21 protein-coding genes are annotated in these 19,652 nt (G+C 54.6%); all 21 read right to left on the minus strand.

The window, feature by feature from the left end; all coding sequences use genetic code 11:
• Window positions 1-8: 8 nt before the first annotated feature.
• A complete protein-coding gene (mtnA, locus tag CSA35_03635; protein PIE54964.1) occupies window positions 9-1,007 on the minus strand; it encodes an S-methyl-5-thioribose-1-phosphate isomerase in 999 nt (332 codons plus the stop codon).
• Entirely contained in the window at window positions 997-2,226 is a 1,230-nt protein-coding gene (gene xseA / locus CSA35_03640; protein ID PIE54965.1) for an exodeoxyribonuclease VII large subunit, read from the minus strand. Before xseA ends, mtnA begins: the two co-directional genes overlap by 11 nt.
• Window positions 2,213-2,653, minus strand: a complete 441-nt coding sequence (gene nusB / locus CSA35_03645) for a transcription antitermination factor NusB (GenBank protein PIE54966.1) — start codon at window positions 2,651-2,653, stop codon at window positions 2,213-2,215. Before nusB ends, xseA begins: the two co-directional genes overlap by 14 nt.
• The gene (locus CSA35_03650) at window positions 2,650-3,129 is read right to left on the minus strand and encodes a hypothetical protein (GenBank protein PIE54967.1); all 480 of its coding nucleotides are present in this window, start codon (window positions 3,127-3,129) and stop codon (window positions 2,650-2,652) included. The genes nusB and CSA35_03650 overlap by 4 nt, the downstream gene beginning before the upstream one ends.
• Before the next feature lie 53 nt (window positions 3,130-3,182).
• Window positions 3,183-3,713, minus strand: coding sequence for an Asp23/Gls24 family envelope stress response protein (locus CSA35_03655; protein ID PIE54968.1), 531 nt, complete (start codon window positions 3,711-3,713; stop codon window positions 3,183-3,185).
• A 3-nt stretch (window positions 3,714-3,716) separates the two neighbouring features.
• Window positions 3,717-4,139, minus strand: a complete 423-nt coding sequence (locus CSA35_03660; protein ID PIE54969.1) for a hypothetical protein — start codon at window positions 4,137-4,139, stop codon at window positions 3,717-3,719.
• 42 nt (window positions 4,140-4,181) lie between these two features.
• Window positions 4,182-4,754, minus strand: a complete 573-nt coding sequence (efp, locus tag CSA35_03665; GenBank protein PIE54970.1) for an elongation factor P — start codon at window positions 4,752-4,754, stop codon at window positions 4,182-4,184.
• Window positions 4,755-5,112: 358 nt separating this feature from the next.
• The gene (locus CSA35_03670) at window positions 5,113-6,795 is read right to left on the minus strand and encodes a secretion protein (protein ID PIE54971.1); all 1,683 of its coding nucleotides are present in this window, start codon (window positions 6,793-6,795) and stop codon (window positions 5,113-5,115) included.
• A gap of 39 nt (window positions 6,796-6,834) precedes the next feature.
• Window positions 6,835-7,431: a hypothetical protein gene (locus CSA35_03675; GenBank protein PIE54972.1), complete on the minus strand. Its 597-nt coding sequence runs from the start codon at window positions 7,429-7,431 to the stop codon at window positions 6,835-6,837.
• 4 nt (window positions 7,432-7,435) lie between these two features.
• Window positions 7,436-7,954 carry a hypothetical protein gene (locus CSA35_03680; GenBank protein ID PIE54973.1) on the minus strand — a complete coding sequence of 173 codons (519 nt, stop codon included), beginning with the start codon at window positions 7,952-7,954 and terminating at the stop codon, window positions 7,436-7,438.
• Entirely contained in the window at window positions 7,951-8,532 is a 582-nt protein-coding gene (locus tag CSA35_03685) for a hypothetical protein (protein PIE54974.1), read from the minus strand. The genes CSA35_03680 and CSA35_03685 overlap by 4 nt, the downstream gene beginning before the upstream one ends.
• Window positions 8,529-9,464 (minus strand): hypothetical protein, encoded by a 936-nt coding sequence (locus CSA35_03690; protein PIE54975.1) that lies wholly within the window; start codon window positions 9,462-9,464, stop codon window positions 8,529-8,531. The genes CSA35_03685 and CSA35_03690 overlap by 4 nt, the downstream gene beginning before the upstream one ends.
• Window positions 9,465-9,527: 63 nt before the next feature.
• A complete protein-coding gene (locus tag CSA35_03695) occupies window positions 9,528-12,719 on the minus strand; it encodes a hypothetical protein (protein PIE54976.1) in 3,192 nt (1,063 codons plus the stop codon).
• A 13-nt stretch (window positions 12,720-12,732) separates the two neighbouring features.
• Entirely contained in the window at window positions 12,733-13,305 is a 573-nt protein-coding gene (locus CSA35_03700) for a hypothetical protein (protein ID PIE54977.1), read from the minus strand.
• Window positions 13,302-14,153, minus strand: coding sequence for a hypothetical protein (locus CSA35_03705; GenBank protein ID PIE54978.1), 852 nt, complete (start codon window positions 14,151-14,153; stop codon window positions 13,302-13,304). The genes CSA35_03700 and CSA35_03705 overlap by 4 nt, the downstream gene beginning before the upstream one ends.
• Window positions 14,147-14,515: a hypothetical protein gene (locus CSA35_03710; protein ID PIE54979.1), complete on the minus strand. Its 369-nt coding sequence runs from the start codon at window positions 14,513-14,515 to the stop codon at window positions 14,147-14,149. The genes CSA35_03705 and CSA35_03710 overlap by 7 nt, the downstream gene beginning before the upstream one ends.
• Window positions 14,516-14,542: 27 nt before the next feature.
• Window positions 14,543-15,010 (minus strand): prepilin-type cleavage/methylation domain-containing protein, encoded by a 468-nt coding sequence (locus CSA35_03715; GenBank protein ID PIE54980.1) that lies wholly within the window; start codon window positions 15,008-15,010, stop codon window positions 14,543-14,545.
• A 101-nt stretch (window positions 15,011-15,111) separates the two neighbouring features.
• Window positions 15,112-16,377, minus strand: coding sequence for a secretion system protein (locus CSA35_03720; protein ID PIE54981.1), 1,266 nt, complete (start codon window positions 16,375-16,377; stop codon window positions 15,112-15,114).
• 27 nt (window positions 16,378-16,404) lie between these two features.
• A complete protein-coding gene (locus tag CSA35_03725) occupies window positions 16,405-17,490 on the minus strand; it encodes a type IV pili twitching motility protein PilT (GenBank protein ID PIE54982.1) in 1,086 nt (361 codons plus the stop codon).
• A 63-nt stretch (window positions 17,491-17,553) separates the two neighbouring features.
• A complete protein-coding gene (locus tag CSA35_03730) occupies window positions 17,554-19,269 on the minus strand; it encodes a type II secretion system protein GspE (protein ID PIE54983.1) in 1,716 nt (571 codons plus the stop codon).
• Between the two features lie 99 nt (window positions 19,270-19,368).
• Window positions 19,369-19,652, minus strand: a 284-nt coding sequence (locus CSA35_03735; protein PIE54984.1) for a hypothetical protein, incomplete at its 5' end; no start/stop codon positions are given.

The following is a 19,652-nucleotide window of genomic DNA, read 5'->3' on the forward strand; positions in this document are numbered from 1 at the left end:
TCAGGCAACTACACATTGCCCGTAATGCAAGTGGCAATTGAGTCTTCATAGGGTGGGCGCAAGACACCCGCTTCGGTCACTATAGCGGTTATGTTCCCCGCTGGTGTCACATCAAAACCGGGATTCCACACCGAAACCGACGAAGGGAGCATGGAGTGCCCCCATGGACGGCGTATCTCCTCCCCTGACCGTTCCTCGATCGGGATAGTCTCTCCCGAGGGTAAAGACAAATCCATGGTACTCAGAGGAGCCGCTACGTAAAAAGGCACTTCGTGGGCTTTGGCGACCAGGGAAAGAGAGTAGGTCCCGATCTTGTTGGCTGTATCGCCGTTGGCAGCGATACGGTCGGCTCCGACGATCACGGCGTGAATCTCCCGGGTCCTCATGAGCCAGGCCGCCATCCCATCGGTTATCACCGTCACATCGAACCCATCCTCCATCAACTCCCACGCAGTCAGCCCCCCCTGAAACCTGGGTCTGGTCTCGTCGGCATAGATCGTGATATTCTTTCCCGCCTCGGCACAGGATCGGAGAACACCCAAGGCTGTGCCCCAGCCAGCGGTGGCGATGGCTCCGGCGTTACAATGAGTGATCACGGTTGCTCCATCGGAAATCAGGGACTCGCCATGCGCGCCGATGGAGCGATTGACACGTCTATCCTCCTCATGGATTGCCACAGCTTCCTGAAGCATTCGATCAGATGAGACGCCCGAACGGACTAATGCGTCCATACGATCCAATACCCATCGGAGGTTCACCGCCGTCGGTCGGGTCGCCATAAGACGATCCCGTGCACGGAAGAGATCCTCTCCCGCCATAGCAGCAAGGGCCATCCCATAGGCAGCGGCAACGCCGATGGCAGGGGCTCCTCGAACCGCCATGGACCGAATCGCCTCGGCCACATCCTGGCAGGAACGACAGAGGATCCGGGACACATTCCAAGGGAGCCGGCGCTGATCGAGAATGGACAGCTCACCGGAACACCATATCATCGTCTCAGGAACCATAGGCCCTCCCCTCTCTTGGCTCAACGGTATCCACAACACACAGAGCCGTTCCGTCGGAGAAGCCCAGAGACAGACGAGCTCCGGGCTCAAGGTCGGCGGTTCTGATCACGGGCTTCCCCTCGTTGTCCTGACAGGCGACATAGCCCCGTCCCAGAACGGCCAAGGGAGACAGCCCGTCCAGAACGGCGGAGAAGCGGCTCAGCTCCGATGCAGCCAACTCCACAGTCCGACGAGCGCCAGAGAGAAGCAGCTGGGCCATATGGTCGACCTTTTGACGGTCAGTGTCAATTCGTCTCTCCACGATTTGAGGCATAGCAGAAGCCGTTCGAGCCAGCCGTTGGGCCGCCATCGTCACATCTTCCTCCAGGACTCGTTTGAGACGAGCAGCTTTCTGATCCAGCAAGAACGTGACGGCAAGTCGATCAGGACTGATGAGTTCCGCCGCCTCCGATGGAGTGGCAGCTCGACGATCGGCGACCATGTCCGACAAGGTCTCGTCGATCTCATGGCCGACACCGACCACCACGGGTACAGGACAACGCGCAATAGCCCGAATCACATCTTCCTGATCGAAAGGGTTCAGGTCGCCTCGACTGCCTCCCCCTCGAACCAGGAGCACTCCGTCGACATCAGATATCAGGACCTGTTCCAAAGCCCGAACGATCTCGTCGGGCGCCTCGGCCCCTTGAACCAGAGCGGGGATAAGCACCAGTTCAACCCAGGGGCAGCGGGAACTCATGACAGCAGCAACATCTCGAAGGGCAGCCCCAGTCATAGAGGTCACGCAGGCGATCTTCTCCGGAAAAGCAGGAAGGGCCCTCTTTCTTTTCGGGTCAAATAACCCATCATCCATGAGCTTCTGCCTGAGCTCCTCCCTGGCTCGGGATGCTGCTCCCTGTCCCAGAGGGAAAAGGCGCCGAGCGTACAGTTGATAGATACCCCGCTGAGGGTATGTCGAAACCCGACCGCCGACAACCACATGATCGCCGGGACGAGGCCAGCGGATCACGTTTGAGGCATCCGAACGAAAGAGCACCCCGGCGATTCTGCTCTCTCGACCAGCTAAGGTGAAATAACAGTGACCGCTGGTATGATGCTTCAACTCGACGATCTCGCCTTGAACAGCCACCTTGGACATCCCAAGACAGGACTCAACGGCCTTTTTGATCCTCTTGGACAGACCGTCGACGTCCAGGATGCCTGACTCAGGTGTGCTCATGAAAAACCTCAGGTAAAGTGCGGAGGATCTTGCCCAGAACCCCGTTGACGAACCGTCCCGATTCGTCCGTCCCGAAAGACTTCGCCAGCTCGACCGCTTCGGATATCGCGACAGGGACGGGGACGGATCGGGCTAAAATGGCCTCATAGAGGGCCATCCTGATGACCGATCGATCCACAGCCACCATTCGGTCACTTCTCCAGCCCACGACGTTTTGATTGATCATGTTGTCGATCTCGCGCAGATGATTCATAACCCCGTGAACCAATGTCTCCACCGTCTCCCGAAGCCCTTGATCGTCCTCGTAAGGAAACAGATCCAGAGCCTGAGCCGGATCTGTTTTTTTCGTCATATCCAAAGCATAGAGAATTTGAAGAGCGAGCTCCCGAGCTCGACGTTTCTTGTGATGAATCCCCTTGGCCTTCAATCGATCATCTCCTTGAACAAGTTGACGATTCGGTTATAGAAACCTCTCCCCGTCTCGGAGCGAACGGCGATACAGCCAACATACCCCAGAGATCCAAACAACAGGCACCAGGAAACACCCGATAGGCCAAGACGCCACAGGGCCGCAATAGACGAACAGAGAACGCCCCAAAACCACGGAGATTCGAAAAAATCCCCGCTGGGTTCCGATTCCTCATCGGACGTTCGTTTCCAGGAAACAGAGCTCTCAAGGCCTAAAGACGCCAAAGACTCGACGAGATTTTGGGAGATCACATCCCTATCGTAGGAGACAGACTCATCAACGAGCAGCGATATTAAAAACTGGTCCTGCGCATCCAGGTACTCCACGTCCCGGCAGGAAAGCCCCTCGAGAAGGCACGTCTCGACAAAGGCCTTCAGTCCCAGGGTGGATACCCAGATTCGACCGTCCCGGTGCTCTCTCCATTTGACATACACCTGTAGCTTCCGCCTCCTATTGACAAAGGGTCGGCTCGAATCCGAGCCGACCCTCAATCGTCCTCGTGATCTCCAGGAAGGTGGCCATCCGGTCCCACTGTTTCAATGGTAAGATCGGCATCCAAGGCCTCGTCCCCAACGATTTGAGAAACCTCGGGCTCCGGTGTGGGATCGTTGAAATAAATCCCCTGAACGTAGATATTGACCCCCTTAACGGCGTATCCTGTCGTCCTCTCCAGGTCGTTCTTCACCTTTTCCTGCACATCCCATGCCAGATCAGGAATACGAAGACCGTAGCGAACCACAAGAAAAGCATCAACCGAGATCGAAGGATTCTCCCCTTCGTCGACGGCGACCTTCACCCCTTCGGTCACCTTGCGCCCCAGTCCCAACTTTGACCCAATACCCGATGTGGCAGGCTGAATACCTGGAACTCGCCGCAGAGACTGACGAGCCAACTCCGTAATCACATCCTCCGATATATGAACATGACCCTGAGTGCCTGTGTTCTCCCGTTCTGGGTCGTCCACCGCCCGGTCAAGCCCCATACTCTGGGATTCAGCCGTTTGATTGAACTCGTCCATGGATTATTCCTCCTCCAGCTCCACCTCAGATGGCAGGAATGAGCGTTTACACCCTGGACACTGGATCATCTCTCCGTCCTCAAATATCTCTGAACAGCAGTAAAACACGGTAGAACAGGCGGGACAGATAATGGAGCGACAGGGAGCCTCCTCCATCTCTCCAGATCCTTCGTCCGTAGCATAAAGCTGCTGGCTCCAGATATCTTCCAAGGATTCAAGTTCCTCACCCAGATCCTCGCAGTAATCCGCAAGATCCTCCAGGTCCTCCGTTGCAATAACGAGGGAGTCGGCCTGTTCGTCCAGTTGATCCGCCAAGGCGTCCAAGGCATGAACGATAGCACCGTAGAGAACCCGATCGTACTCATCTTCCGGTGGTCTCCCTTTGAGCAGCCCTTTGACATAGGCGATTCTCTCTCTGGCACTCATCGTTCCACCTCCAATTTCGTTTGTAGTAACTATGAAGGAAAATTACTTCTTAGCCCGTTCCAGATAGGCGCCGGTTCGAGTATCGACAACGATATCCTCGCCGTTCTCGACAAACATCGGAACCGTCACTGTCAGACCTGTCTCAGTCGTGGCTGGCTTGCCACCACCGGAGGCCGTATCCCCCTTGAAGTTAGGCGATGTCTCAATGATCTTCAACACTACGCTGTTTGGCAGATCGATGCCCATGATACGCTCCCCGTACATCTGAAGGGTCACCTCCAGATTATCGGTGAGATAGCTCACTGTGCGGCTCAACATATCGCTGGACAGATAAATCTGATCATAGTTGACCATGTCCATAAAAACGTAGCTCTCACCGTCCTGATAGAGAAACTGAGCGGGACGCTCATCGAAAATGATACGATCAAATTTCTCGCCAGAGCGAAAAGCGTTTTCGATGATAGTGCCGGTATCAAGGTTTTTGAGCTTGGTCTTGATCACCGCACCCCCTCTGCCCATCTTGTGGTGCTGAAACTCAACGACCTCCCAAAGGCCGTCCTGCCATACTATTTTAATTCCTGGATAAAACTTGCTCGTATCCACTACCTGTGCCATGGGTTACCTCCCTTGTAGATATTCAGTCGTAACCCGTTTATCATACGGACCGCTGACGGTCTCTGTCAATGCCCATGGGAAAAGATATCTTTTTAGGGTACCTCTAAAAAATAACATCCGAGTCTTCCAGTCTCTCATCCTCAGGTCGTTCCACCAGAGCCCTGTCTCGCCCAGACATAGTTTTGACCTGCCGGCTCCGTAGCGTCGCCTCGAAGAGCACATTCTATGCCCTCTCGGCTTGGGGCGACATCCGCCTCGCCCCAGTCGATACTTCACGACGGCAAGTCAAAAATACGAACCTCGAATGGGTTCCGTCGAAATGACCTGAGGCAAGTTTCTCAGTTTTTAGAGGTTCCCTTTACAGATCCCATTTCTCCACAGCCCCCTCCTTGATATCGAGAATATAGGGGATAACCACCATGACAACCTCGGAGCGGTTGTCTTTTTTTCTGGACGACCGGAACATCTCACCCAACAGGGGAAGATCGCCAAGCACGGGAATCTTAGTCGTAACCGTCGAATGGGTCTCGCTGAAAAGTCCCCCCACGACGAAAGGTTCGCCGTCTTTTACCCGAACCGAGGTATTTACGTTTCGTTCGCTGGTCTCAGGAACCTCAATGTCCCGACCACCGCTCCGCCAGCGAAGGATATCTCCTGTGGATATGGCCAGTTCTACGGATATAATGCCGTCCCGTCCCACCACAGGAGTGAACTCCAGCTGAGGCCCTACCTCCTCGTCAGCGTATGTGGGGTTGCCTGCATCGTCTTTACCTGAGACGTATTTGTATTTTTTGACCAATTTGATGGATGCCTTGGAGCCGCTCAGGGTCACCACCGACGGGTTAGCGAGAACCTTAGCCTTATTTTCAGTAACGAGAGCCTTAAGACCAGCATCCAGAAGTCGAATAGTTCCTATTCCGATATCAGGTACCTTCAGTTCTTGAGGAAAATTATATGCGTTCGGATCCTTAGTGTAAAAATACCCCCCTGCAGCGTCATTAGGATCGGTACTCAACCACCAATGCTTGTATACAGCGTTCAGGAGAGCCTCCAGCTTATCCGATGCCTCGTCGTTAATCTCGACGATCCGGGCACGAAGCATCACCTGAAGTCCTGGATGATCCAGGGTTTGAAGAACACGCTCCACCTCCCGAAGCTGTCCCTCTGATGCTTTGACGAAGACTTGACGCAGACGCTCGTCCACGGTGATCTTGTCCTTCGCCACACCTGTAAGGGGGGCCAGAGTATCGGGGAGAGTCTTCATGTCGGCGTAGGCCACGTGGAAGCCCCTGGTCTTCACCTCTCCTGTTGCCTTGGAGACTCCCTCGGGAGTGCCGATAATCAGCGTCCGCCCCAACTTGGCATATGTCAGGCCGTAGGAGCGCATGAGATAGCCGAAAACTTCCTTGAGAGGAGCGTTTTCAAATTTCATCGTCACCATCGAAGATTGAGCGACTGAGGGATCCAGAAGGATGTTCATGTTCATCATCTCACCGACCATTCGGAAAACGTCCTGCAGGTCGGCATCCCGAAAGTCGATGGTGATCTTTTTTGTGGTTTGGAAGGGGTCAGAGGAATCCACAGCCGGAACTGTAACTGGCTTTTTGTATGGTCCGTCCTGAACGGGAGCTCGCCTTGCTCGAAGTTCAACGGTATACCGGTTCGACGGAGAAACTCCGACGATCTTCTTGACGACAAGCTCCTCCTCTGTCACGAGCCGAAGTCGAAGACCTCCCTTGACGTTCTCTATGGATATTTTCTTCAGGAGTGGCAGAGAGTACTCTCGGGACCACTCAGACGACGGGATTAGCGTATCCCGAAAAAAGAAATCCAAAAAACCCGGGCCACTGGCTACAACTTCCGGCAGGGGCATGTCGGTACCTCGGATTGTCAGGGACAAGCGATCGGCTCCCGCCTGTTGAGGCAGCAAACCTGAGATCGACGGGAGGTCCGTGGCCGGAAGCGGATCGGACGACCCCCAGGCCATAGACACGATTGATACCAGGATAATAAGACTACAGATCATTGCTTTTTTCTTCACGTTGTCCCGTCCTCCTCTGTTCTACTACTTTATTGCTGATCACAGCTCCACAGGCACCGATACAGGTTTACCCCGCCATCGAAAGACAATTTTTTTAGCCCGTATAGAAAGGAAACGCCCCTTTCCTCCCGAGAAAGAGGTCCCCTTACGAACTACGATTCCCTGTCCCACTCCGTCTATATCGACAACGGCCGCTGCCTTGCCAGGCATGACCATAACTGCTCTCACGACCACCAAAGGAGGAAGGGCCTCCAAATCGGCAGCAGAGGGCTCAGGCGTGGCCAGGGGGAGGTCACTGGGGCTCCTCAGTTTGGCCAGGGGGTTCCGTTCGATGGACAAAATATGCTCCGCAAGGTTCTGACTATCCCGACGTCTGGCCAGAATACCTTTGTAGATTGAGGCCTTGGTCTCCAAGGCCTCCCGTTCCTTGGTCACTTTTTTGAATTGGACCGGGGGCAGGTGTTTTTCCGGTGTCGTCACCACGTTTTGCATCTGGTAGAAAGCGAATCCACTGCCAGCCAGGGTCCCGATCATCAACAGAGCCATGAAAAAACGAAAAATCCGGGACGAGGACGATGGGTCCTCAAAAATAAAGTACAACAATCCCTCGTCGTTACCATCATAGACGCTTCTCATGACATTATCTCCCGGTCACGGTCTCCAGGACGATATCGCCCCGGACAAAGTTCCCCTCATGTTGGGAGAGGACCAGATGCTGAACCCGCAGGGCTATGCTGAGCTTTCGCCAATCAGCCAGGGTTCGGATAAACCCCTCGTAGGGGCCCTCAAAGCTGATCTTGACACCCTTACTAGGATGAAGATCGTCGGTAGTCACCGTTCCTTTTGTCTCATCGATCAATCGGGAGAGCATCCCGTTGATCGTGAGCTGTTTTTGGACGAGAGAGAAGAGGTTCACATCGTTTACGGGGACGTCAAGAGTACGAGCTTCTTCCAGAGCTCCCAGAATTTCCTTGTAGTTCTTGATCCGACGTTCGGTGAGCAGCACATGCCGTTGCTGAAGCTCCTTTTGGTGCCTTAACTGATCCAGCTCAGCACGAGAGATCTTCACTTCTCGTGAGAGGACCGTCGCTCCCACCAACAGGGCTAGAGGCAACAGGAGAAACCCCGACGCCAGAAGCCATTTCGACCTCATGTTCACGGTGCAGCCGCCTCCTTCTTCGTAATATTGGAGCCCAGGGAACAAACGAGCCGGAACTCCACCAGGCTTTCATCATCCACGGTGACCCGTCGCGTATTGGGGAAACCAACCTGGCTGATCACCGGCGACTGCATTAAACCTGTAGCGAAGAGGACCACGTCGTTCTCGTTGTACGAAAAGCCGGTGAACCTAGTCTCCCCGGCTCGTGCCTCAAGGGATTCAAGCCAGACTCCGTCAGGCAGGGATAACTCAAGCTGTTTGAATATCTCAAGCAAAGGCAGATCACTCCCTAACAGTGTGGTCGTAACGTCCATCAGAGCTTCTTTCTCCCTCAGCTTCTCCAGTTCTTTGTCCAGCTTCTTTCCTTGAACCATAAGCACCTGCTGTTCCAGGCGAACAGCGTCCTTTTCATGAGAGAGAGAACGAAATTGGAAGAGACCAAAAGCCACAGTCCCCAGCCCTACCAGGACAGTTATAAGACAGAGCCCGAAGCCAAGAACATATCGTGGGCGACCGATGGTCCATCCCTTTTTATCGACGGTTTTGTACTCCTCGGGTAAAAGATTGATTTTTATCATATCATATCCCTCACAGCCAGGCCCACCACGGCCTCGGAATCGCCAGGCTCATCGGGAGCTCCTGAGATAGACCAGTTATTCCAGGGATCGGCAACGTGGACGTCCATCTGAAACTGCTGTTCAAGCCGGGGCGTCACGTGGTCCTTGAGAGATCGATCCCCGGCAAAGACGATGCCGCCAATCTGAATATGGCGGAAGAGGGTTTTTATGTAGTTGACGGTGGCCTGGATCTCGCTGATGAGACGGGTGATAATTGCGTCCACCGATCCGGCACCGGGGGCAAAAGGAACCGCCCGATAGAAGAGACAGCTCTCCTGATAGCCGATGACGATCTGTATGGCGTCAGAGGACACGACCAGCAGCAAAGACCCCTTGTCCTGGAGCGGGAACCCCTTCATAGTCGCTCGAAATATCGCTGTGCTGTTCGGTTCAACGGCCGACAGCGGAATATCCATAAGACTTGCCGCATCGAGAAGAGGTTGAATCCTCTCCTGCCGGACCGACACCACCAAAAGGGGAGAGAGCTCGGATGGAGGACCGGGAAGATCTATAGGGGCCACGTCGTATAACGCCTCCGAGGCCGGGTACGGGAAGTGCTTCTCGAACTCCCAGAACAGGGCCTCCTTGGCCATGGCGAGTTCCATGGCAGGCATTTCAATGTTACGCATCATCACATCCCGGGATGGAATTCCCAGAGCCACCGGGCACGAGAAACCTCCGATTCTGCCGGAAAGTTCCTTGATCGCATCAACGGCTGCCGAGACGTCCACCAGGGATTCCTGGTTCATCGCTGGTTTTGGGTAGGAGACAAACTGATATTGGACGACCGACGGGAAGCGCCCCTGAGCTTCAAGCTCAAGATAATACAGACCGCCGGCCATAAGGGTCAAGCCGGCACGGGATTTACTTTTCTCCTTTGTTTTCCATAGCATAAGAGCGTGACCTCCGTCGTCGTGATCAGAGCCTGTCGCTCCCTTGTCTGGGAGCGACAGGTTCTAATGAAATCTATGCCAATACAGGGACCGAAGAAGCAGAGAGGAAGAGGCGGGGCCGGAGACCTCGGGGAGCTCCATGGAGATCACAGCTCCCGATGGATCGGTCTTTGTCTTTTGCTCCTGAAGAACCGCATCGTTCTTTTCCACTCTCTTCTCGGTGGGGTTTTGAACACCCAGATATATCTTGTTGCCTGTGGCCTGAATACCGGTAATCTTGATACCCGGTATCTCATGATACCTGGCGTTCGACGTCCATTTGCCCTCGCCGCTGAAGGCATCCATGAAGTACAACCGAGAGACACCCGGGTTACAGGGGTTACCCGTAGGATCCTCCCTGAACGTAGCAGCGATGTACAACCCTCGGTGCAGCTTGGGACGAGCGCTCACCGTCTCGTTCGTTGCCAAGTGGAGGAACCAGCCCTTCCTCTTGGAAGTGCCTCCACTACCGATAAGCTGTTCCAGATCGGACCTCCTCATCACTTTATCTTCGGAGTCGGGAAAAGCGAAGAGGATGTTAGACGGCGCAGTCGTCCCCCGAACACAGAGTTCCTTATCGTCTCCGGTGGCACCGAAAATCCACAGATTACCCGCCACGTCGCGCCCCAAGTCAACCTGTTGCGCTAAAGGTGGGGGGGAGGACCCGCCGATACCGAGATCGGCGACCTTTCGAACTGGCATGATCTCCTCGGGAACGATACACCAGACCTGTCCTTTGGAGTCACCCACATAAGCGGTATCGATCTTCAGGTACTTTCCCAGAGTGGTTTGAGCTAAAACCGACGGGGTCGCTAGGACCTCACCCATATCAGAATGAGTAAAGGCAGCATCAACAGAACCATCATCGGCTCTTATGGCATATACGGCTCTGCCTCCTCGATCGCCGCTATGGAGGAATGTAATCGAACCGTCAGCTTCGGGGGGATTTTTAAGACCTGCACCAGCACCAAAGAAAGCGACCCAAGAAGGGGCACTCTGATGGCCGAACCACCCGATAAAGGGCTTACCGATCACACGTCGCAAATCGGGGAGCCGGTTCGAACTCGTTACCAAAGGCCCCTGAACAAGGGAAGCCCCAAAAGTGGTTCCTCTCCACCACAGATCGGAATTTGTCGCGGTGAAATTATTGCCATCGTAGACAAAACTATCCCTGGCCCAGAGGAATCCGGGCTTGGTCGGATCGGTCACGTCCAAAGCATAGAGCCCGGTACCACCGTAGCCCAGAGACCCCAGCAGGATCGTTCGATAACTGTTTATCGTTCCGGTCATCTTTACGTCCTCAGCGACAATGGGCCCTGCCAGGAGATATACAGAACAACCGTTGTTCTCACTTCCCGGGGAACCGATCAGTCTCCTCATCCGTCCGTTATGCAGGACATTAGGAGGGACGACCCCCCAGAGTTCTGAGCCATCCTGATCTGCAAAACAGTGGACAATGCCGTCGTTCCCCTGCGAATAGATCACCGTATCCCGATCTCGATGATCCCACGCAAATTGAGTAAAGTCGCTGTCTGATCGGATCCCCGGCGGAGGTCCAAGACGGAGCAGGCCTCCCTTGTAGGCATCCAGCAGGGGGTGAGGTCTGGTGGATGAACTTGCCCAGTCTCCACCACGAACCCACCGGACAAAAGCTATATCCTGCGAGACCGGTACACCTGCCGCATTGGCGATAGCCTGAGCGGAGGCAGGAGTAGCATCGAAGGGAGAGAGATTCTTCGATACAGGCGTTCCTCCCGACCCCGTCCATTGAGGGTACAAGATCACTCGATTCTCCCAGCCCTGCGCCAGGATTCCAGCCTCAGCGTCCCAGATTTCAATCGTCTCGTAGGTATAATCCCCGCTTGTGGCACCGGGGCCCGTGGCTTCCTTCTTGATGTAGCGTTTTTTGTAGAGGTTCCCCGGCCACGCGCCGTTGGACAAAGGAACGCAGGACAAAGAGTAGACCACGTCCCCTGAGGCATTGACCTTGTCTGTATTCACCAGAGGAGCCGCGCCCGATGAGGCCCCACTTTTATTGATGGTCCTGAAGATCGACTGAAAGGCTTGTAACAAACTTTCGGTATCCGATGCCTTAAACGCCGCTGCATGTTCAGGAATTGTGGTATCAACCTCCCAGGCCCGCCCCTCATAGGCCATGTCATGTAAGGTCCTCATCAGACTATCACTCTGAGTCAGACCAATAACGAAGGTCCGAATGGGTTCATCGACAGGACCGTACGGCGTGGTCCATGAGCTGTATGCGTTGTAGGCACTCTGTACCGCATCTTCGGGATGGTTCGTATAACTGTCCTGACCGTCGGTGAGAACGATCAACCAGCTCTGCTGGCAGGGATAGCAAATTTGGCTTTTGAGGTATCCCGTGGCCGTCTCATTGCTGTCATTTCTATATATGGACGAGGCCAGGGGTGTCGCTCCGTTGGCCCGAAGCTCGGGATTATTGCCGTTTTCCCAGCCATCGATCAGGGAGAGAAGACGATACCACTGGTTTGAATTGGTCAAAGCGTCGGGTACACCGAGTTGAAAATCCCCGGCGTTGTACTGGAAGGGCGGTATTCTCCCAAAAGGAACTCGTAATCTTGCTGTTCTTACACTCGTATCATAGGACCAAGAGACAAAATACTTGTTGGAATCGCCATATGGGTACCCTCGATACCAATGTGCTCTGGAGGGGCCTTTCCACTGATAATACGTGGCGACACCCACGTTAAGCCCCTCCACCAGCGACGGATCGGTAAAAATATACCAGAGGGCCTTCTTGAGAGCGTACATTCGACTATCGTTGGGAACCAGCTGTTCGGTCTTATGCAGCTCTCCGTTCGGATCTCCTGCCTGAGGCAGGTAGCGGTATGTACAGGGCGTGTAGTAGTTATACGGATTTGCGATATCGTTGTTCGAAGAGTTGAGGTCCCGTCCGTAATAGATCTGCCAAAGGTTTCGATACTTCCACGGATGGCTTCCATCGCCCCAGCATCTATCACCATGCAACATGGAAAACGCCATTGAGCCGCTGGTATCCAGAAGAAGGAGGACGTTCGAGACCACCGGGTTAGTGTACTCCTTGGGGATATTCTTCAATATACTGGGGAGAACCGGGTCAGACCAAGCTGCCACTCGGGGGAGGAGGGATCCTCCCAGAACAAGGACTCCGACCAAAAGGGCGGTCAGAACCCGACGTGAAAATCGTTTATTTGCCATCGGAAGCACCTCCTCAGAACCATCTCTGAATAACCTGTTCCAGGGTTACAACATGACCTTCGCCATCGTCTACCCTGGTTCGAACCATATATGTCAGCCTTCGTTGACCCAGTTGTGCCTGATTTTGTGCGACCACCGAAAAACCCGGGGGCTGGGGCTGGGTGAGATCTTGATATTGGGGCGGAATGTTGGGCAGGGGAGTGAGACCGTTGTGACGGTACACCAGATCATAGAGCACGGTCAACGCCGAGTTTTTTTGGGAATTAGTGCGCGTTACCGCCATGTCTCCGGAGATTCGGGCAGCCAGGACATCGAAGGGGACGTCGTCTGACGTATCATCCCACTGGGAGACGAAACCGTCGCCCTCCTTGTTTCGTGGAACCCGACCGGCGTCCAGCTCGGTATTGAGGCGGGCCACCATGCGCTCTATTTCAGAAAGTCCCAGACTGTAGGCGTCCATTCGGCGCAGCTCCCGGATGGTGGAGGAGCTGCGAAGATCCACCAGATAAAAGGCCGTGCCCACCAGAGCCGAGCCCACGAGAAGGAGCACCAGCACCATGGGCAGAGCGAGACCCGGGCGTCTCATTGGTTTCGGGCCCTCCATGTGCCGACGGAGAGAACAAGTCTGTGATTATAGTCGGTCGAGACTGGAACGTCCTGGGACCGAGGCCAATTCACGGGAGCCTGAAGGGTTGGATCACAGGCATCGTCGCCCCGAGTAAGCACCGACACTCGAAGCACGTTGCCCGGCAGTCTCTCGAAGTAGATCTTCTCCACGCCACGAACCACCGGCTGAGCAGGGCTCATGTTATCCGCCACATAGAGGACGTCGTTCTGCACGTAGACATCCATGGTCCGCAGAAGTATCAAAGGGTCAGAGCAGGCAGTGGTGATGGGCACAGGCCCCCTATAGCTGGCATGTATCGATCCAGCCGTGGGAGAGGAAAGTTTTGCGGGATAACGAACTGAGGGGAAACTCCCATATCTGCGATATGCCGTGCTCACGTCCGGGACATCTGTACCCAACAGAGGGACGATGACCATCGCCCCGGGGAGCAGATCCACCATAGCGGAGGTCTCCTTTCGAAGGGCCACGCCATAGACCAATCGAAGCTCAGCTCCTGAAAGGCTGCCCCGATTCACGACGTTCATGGGTAACGTCCATCCGGGCTTTCCCAGGTTCGAATCAGCTGCAAAGGCCGCCGCGAATCGGTCAGGCGAGGATGGGACGCCCCACCCACACGCCAGGATAGCTGGTTCCAGGATGGAGAAGACCATCTGCCCCCGCTCCAAAGCCGTGGTGTACTGGGACGACTGATCGAAATTATCCATAAATGTGTATAAAAACGTCGTGGAGACCCCACCCAATATACCGACGATGATGAGAGCTATGAGCAGCTCCACGAAGGTGAGACCCCGTCTCATCCTCACCATGGTGCCACCCCCTCCCGGACCGAGGCCGGGCCGTAGTCCCGGCCCAGACTCAGGGTCTTGGGACCCCGAACTCCCTGCCAGGCCACGTCCATCGACACGGTCCACAGGTCTGCTCCCTGGGGAGTCACTGTCCTGGTCCAGGCGTACCCCCGTTCAGAACCGGAGATGGAGCCCCCCGTTAAGGACTGGGGCTCCACCTCCTCAAGCCGGGCCATAGCGACGGCAGTCGCCCTCTCCTGCTCCAGGTCATTCACCATGAGTCTGGTGGTGACCACCGGAACGGTGGCCAGACCAAACAGGCAGATAGTCAGGATGACCACGGCGATAAGAACCTCAACGAGGGAGAAAGCGGACCGTCTCATGGCAAAAGAGTATTAAACTTTTCCCGCTTACTTCACGACCATGAGAACGTTGGTGCCGGTGGAATATACCACTCCAGCGGCATCCTGACAGAGGCCTGATTTTCCTGCCATGTCGGCCAAGGCCGTCTGAACACCCCCGACGGCATAAGCGTTGGCTAAAGCAACCTGGATGTATATATCGCCCCCTGCAGTACCCGCAACGAAGGAGTAAGTCAAGTCGGGGTCTCCAGTCAGATCTCGGTCGATGTAACTATCGAGCTGGGAACCGATCCCCCCGATCGTCGGCCAGTTGTTGTTGTCAGCGTAATACAGGAGAGCTGCTGCTTTGATGGTACGAAGGTTGCTCACGATCTTGGTGGCGTTGGCCTTGTCGGTGCTGCTGCCTGCGACGAGCAGCATCGCACCGGCCAGAATGCCGATGATGATGATGACGATGAGGAGCTCGACAAGGGTGAATCCACGGGACTTACGCGCCTTTCTGATGAAACTGTTCATGATGGTACCTCCTAAAAAAATAATAATATATAGATGGTTCTGCTCATCGCCCCCCCAGGGGGGCGTGATGCACTAAGATATTATAGCACAGTCTGAAGATATTATAGCATAGTCTGAATGGCTGTGACGATCGGCGAGAAGATAGCCATGGCCACCGCTCCCACGACCACGCCGACGAAGACGATCAGTACTGGCTCAAGAATGGACGTAAGACGCTTGATGGTCTCGTCCAGCTCCATCTCGAACCAGTCGGCCACCTTGGCCAGCATATCGTCCACCTGACCGGTCTCCTCCCCCACACGAAGCATATGGGCCACCATGGGAGGGAAAATTTTGATCCCCCGAGCGGTCTCACCCAGCCCCCGGCCCTTTCGGGCAGCGGCCTCCAGGTCGTCGAAGGCTGTCTGAAAGACCACGTTGCCTGCTACGTCTCCGGTCATATCCAGAGCCTGAAGGATGGGGATCCCCGAGTGGGTCAAGGACGAGAGGGTACGGGTCGTCCGGGCGATGCAGGCCTGAAAAAGGAGCCCGCCGAAGACCGGAAGCCTGAGCTTGACCCGATCCATAAAGGGTCTGGTGGGGGTCCACCTCGCCAGAAAAACGATGATTCCCACCAGAATCAGCGTCGCAACGAGCAGGATAGGCCAGTTTTCGGCAGACCAGATCCCCACTGCAAAGAGAATCTTGGTCATCTTAGGAAGCTCCACTCCCAGGTTTTTGAATACCTTAGAGAATTTTGGCATGATCACCGTGATCAGCACGACCACCACCACCAGTGCGAAGAACATGACCACCGCCGGGTACGTACTGGCCGAGACGATCTTTTTCTGGAGGGCGTTCTGGCGCTCGAGAAAGTCGGCCACTCGCTCCATACTCTCGTCCAACGAGCCCCCCTCCTCGCCAGCCCGGATGATGGAGACGGCCAGGGGAGGAAAGATGGATCGAGTGGACATGGCCCGACTGATGGACACCCCCCCATCGACCTCTTTTTTGACCTGGGAGATGGCGTAGGCCAAACGTTTGTTCTTCGTCTGCTCTATCAGGATATCCAAAGACCCCCCGATAGTGACTCCTGCCTTGATCATGGTGGCCAGCTGACGAAAGAAGACAGCCTTGTCCTTCACCGGCACGGTACCGATCATGGACAGCTTGTCCATAAAGCTCAGATCAGAGGAGCCCTTCTTCTTTTTAAGTACGGAAGCTGACGTGCGCCTTGTTGCCGCAGCACTGCCTTTTACAGCGTCAATGGACAGAGGCAGAAAACCTCTTTGCCGAAGAATGGTCGCCGCCGCTGCCGAATCAGCGACGTCCAGATTCCCCGTCTCCACCGAGCCGTCCTGGCGTCTTGCCCGATAATTGAATTTCATGACCTAGCAAACCCTCCCATGAATCCCTTATTCCATCCCCTCGAAGACCAGTCGCTCCAGATCCTTTTTGTCGTATGCGAAGGGACGTGCCTGATCCAGGGTCAGGGTACCCCTGAGGACGAGACGCGCCAAGTCCTGCTCCATGGTATGCATTCCAGCGTCCAAGCTGGTCTGAATGATCCCCTTGAGCTGACTCGACTTGCCCTCCTTGACGCAGTGCCGGACTGCCGCCGTAGCCTGAAGAAGCTCGGTAACCACGATCCGCCCGCCGTTATGAAGGGGTACCAGCTGTTGGGAGCAGATGCCCACGAGCGACGATGCCAACTGGAGGCGGACCTGTTGCTGCTGATGCGACGGAAAGACGTCTATAATCCGGTCCACCGACTGGGGAGCGTCCCTGGTGTGAAGCGTCGCGAAGACCAGGTGCCCGGTCTCGGCTGCCGTTATGGCTGCACTGACGGTCTCCAGGTCTCGCATCTCGCCGATGAGGATGACGTCTGGATCCTGACGGAGAACGTGTTTCAAGGCGTCGGCGAATGATTTGGTGTCCTCGCCGATTTCCCGTTGGTGGACGACGGAATTTTCCGATTTATGAAGATACTCTATAGGATCTTCGATGGTGATGATATGTTCCTTTCGGGTCAAATTTATGTGTTGCAGACACGCGGCCAGGGTGGTGCTTTTCCCATGCCCCGTGGGGCCGGTGACCAGAAAAAGGCCTCGTCTCTGATCGCAGATCTCCACCAACGCTTCGGGGAGAAGAAGGTCGCCGATGGTTCGGATCTCTGTCGGGATGAGCCGAAGCGCCATAGCGGGATTGCCCAGCTCGAAGTAACAGTTCCCACGAAAGCGGCCCTCCACCCCGTCTCCATCATGGGAGAAGCTGAAGTCCAACTCCAGCCATTTTTGAAAGGCATCCCGTTGGTTCTGGGAGAGGATGGTTGCCATAACCTCCTCGATATCCCCCTCTTCCACTATCCCGGTGTCGTCAAGTTTTTCGAGAACTCCATCGATTCGCATGACGGGAAATTCGCCGACACTCAGGTGCAGGTCACTGGCACCATTTCGAATTACTCGATCCAGAAGCTCACCGATTGTAGACGATAATGCCATGACCGGTCTCCTCTCTCCTCACCTTTGCTTTCATTATACTCCATCCGCAGCATTATTGCAGCATCACAGCGTGACATTCATCATCTCTTCGACGCTGGTCACGCCGTTCAGAACTTTTGCGAGCCCCGCCTGGCGAAGAGTTCGCATCCCGAGTTCAATCGCCTTATTTCGAATCTCGGCCGAGCTCTCCTGGGAGAGAATCCTTTCCCTGATGGGATCGCTCATGGGAAGAATCTCGAACAGGGATGTCCGACCGGAGTATCCCATGCCTCGACAAGCATCACATCCCACGGGACGGAAGGCTTTGCTTCCCTCGGGGAGCCCCAGGTCCCGACAGAGGTTGGGATTCATGACGAACTCCATCTTACAGGCTGAACAAAGGCGACGAACCAACCTTTGAGCGATGACGGCCCTGACTGACGAGGCCACGAGGAAGGGTTGGATCCCCATATCGCTCAACCGAATGGGAGCACTGGTAGCATCGTTCGTGTGGAGAGTGGAAAGGACAAGGTGACCTGTGAGAGCCGCCCTGATGGCCAGGTTCGCCGTCTCACCATCCCGGATCTCCCCGAGCATGATGATGTCTGGATCCTGCCGAAGAATAGCTCGAAGAACCGAGCTGAAGGTTCGGCCAGACCGTTCGTCCACCTGCACCTGGTTGATCCCGGAGATAGAGAACTCGACGGGATCCTCGACGGTAATGATGTTGACCTCAGGTTTGTTGAGCTGGTCCAAAAAAGAGTACAGGGTGGTGGATTTTCCACTTCCAGTGGGCCCTGTCACCAATATGATGCCATAAGGCGACCGAAGTACGTCGTCGATGAGATCCCGATCCTGAGATTCAAATCCCAGCTTCTCCAGACCGACCATGGCGGCGCTTTGGTCCAGCACCCGGATGACAGTCTTTTCCCCATACACCGACGGCAGCGTAGAGACTCGAAGGTCTACCCGACGATCCAGAACCTTAATAAGAATCCGGCCATCCTGGGGCTTTCGTTTTTCCGAGATGTCGATTCCGGACATGATCTTGATCCGGGATGTCACCGCAGGATGAAGGCCTCGAGAGAAGTCCAGAGCACTGTAGAGCTGACCATCCACCCGGAATCGGACCCGAGTGTTTTTCTCAAAGGGCTCAATATGAATATCCGACGAACCTTCCCTGATACCCTGTTCGAGGATGGTATTGACGATCTTGATTACCGGAGCATCGTCGACTGAGGAATCGTCCTGAATGGCGTTGTCTCCCAGGGGAGGAGGATCGTCCTTGACGCCATGCATGACCTCAATCTCAGCGTCGTCGAGACTTTCCTGAATGGAGTAAATACGATCCAGGTCCCTGCGGATGTGAGATGCTGCACAGAGGTTGAAGTCGATCTCCGTCTCCGAGAGAATACGAAGTTCATCCGCAGCCAAAAGATCCAGAGGGTCTGCCGTGGCAACCATGAGATGACCATCATCGGTGATAGACAGGGGCAGGACCTGTAGGCGTTCTGCCACGTGTTTGGGAATCAATCGTACCGCATCAGGCATCGGGCGATAGCGAGCTGTAGATATTAAGGGGAGATGTAGTTGATTAGACAAAGCTTCTATCAGTTGAGATTCAGTAAGCCAACCATTTTTTACGAGAATTTCGCCGAGTCTATCTCGCCCTTTTTTCTGTTTTTCAAGCGCTGCCTGCAGATGTTCTTCCGAGAGAACGTTAGATTTGACCAGGAGGTCACCGAGCCTGACGTTCTTCAGTTTATTTTCTTTATCCACAATGTTATTTTCTTTATCCATAACGCGTCTCCTTGATATGCCTCCTTACGAAATTGTCCTTGGATGTCCATAAAAAGAGCTAGATTTAGGACTATCATCAACTATACCACGTAGAGGGATTCAAAACCACAACAAGGCAGAAAGATCTGAAAAAATGAAGAGGCATCTGATCATCAGAATAGAGTTATATCGGGGAGAGATAGATGAGCGGGAAGGAGAGAGAGACTTAGATTTAGAAGCACCCTCATCTGGAATTGCAACAGTCAAGAAAACTGTGTTGCCCGTGGCAAGAGATATCAGCACCATAAGAATGCCTGTAAAAAAACAGAGCAAGAGACCTGTTCCTTTTTGCAAGGCTCGAGGCGAGAAAGGAAAAGTGTGTTGAGAGGTATTGTATAAGCAAG

Source organism: Dethiosulfovibrio peptidovorans, assembly GCA_002748665.1.
In the GTDB taxonomy this organism is placed as follows: Bacteria; Synergistota; Synergistia; order Synergistales; family Dethiosulfovibrionaceae; genus Dethiosulfovibrio; species Dethiosulfovibrio peptidovorans_A.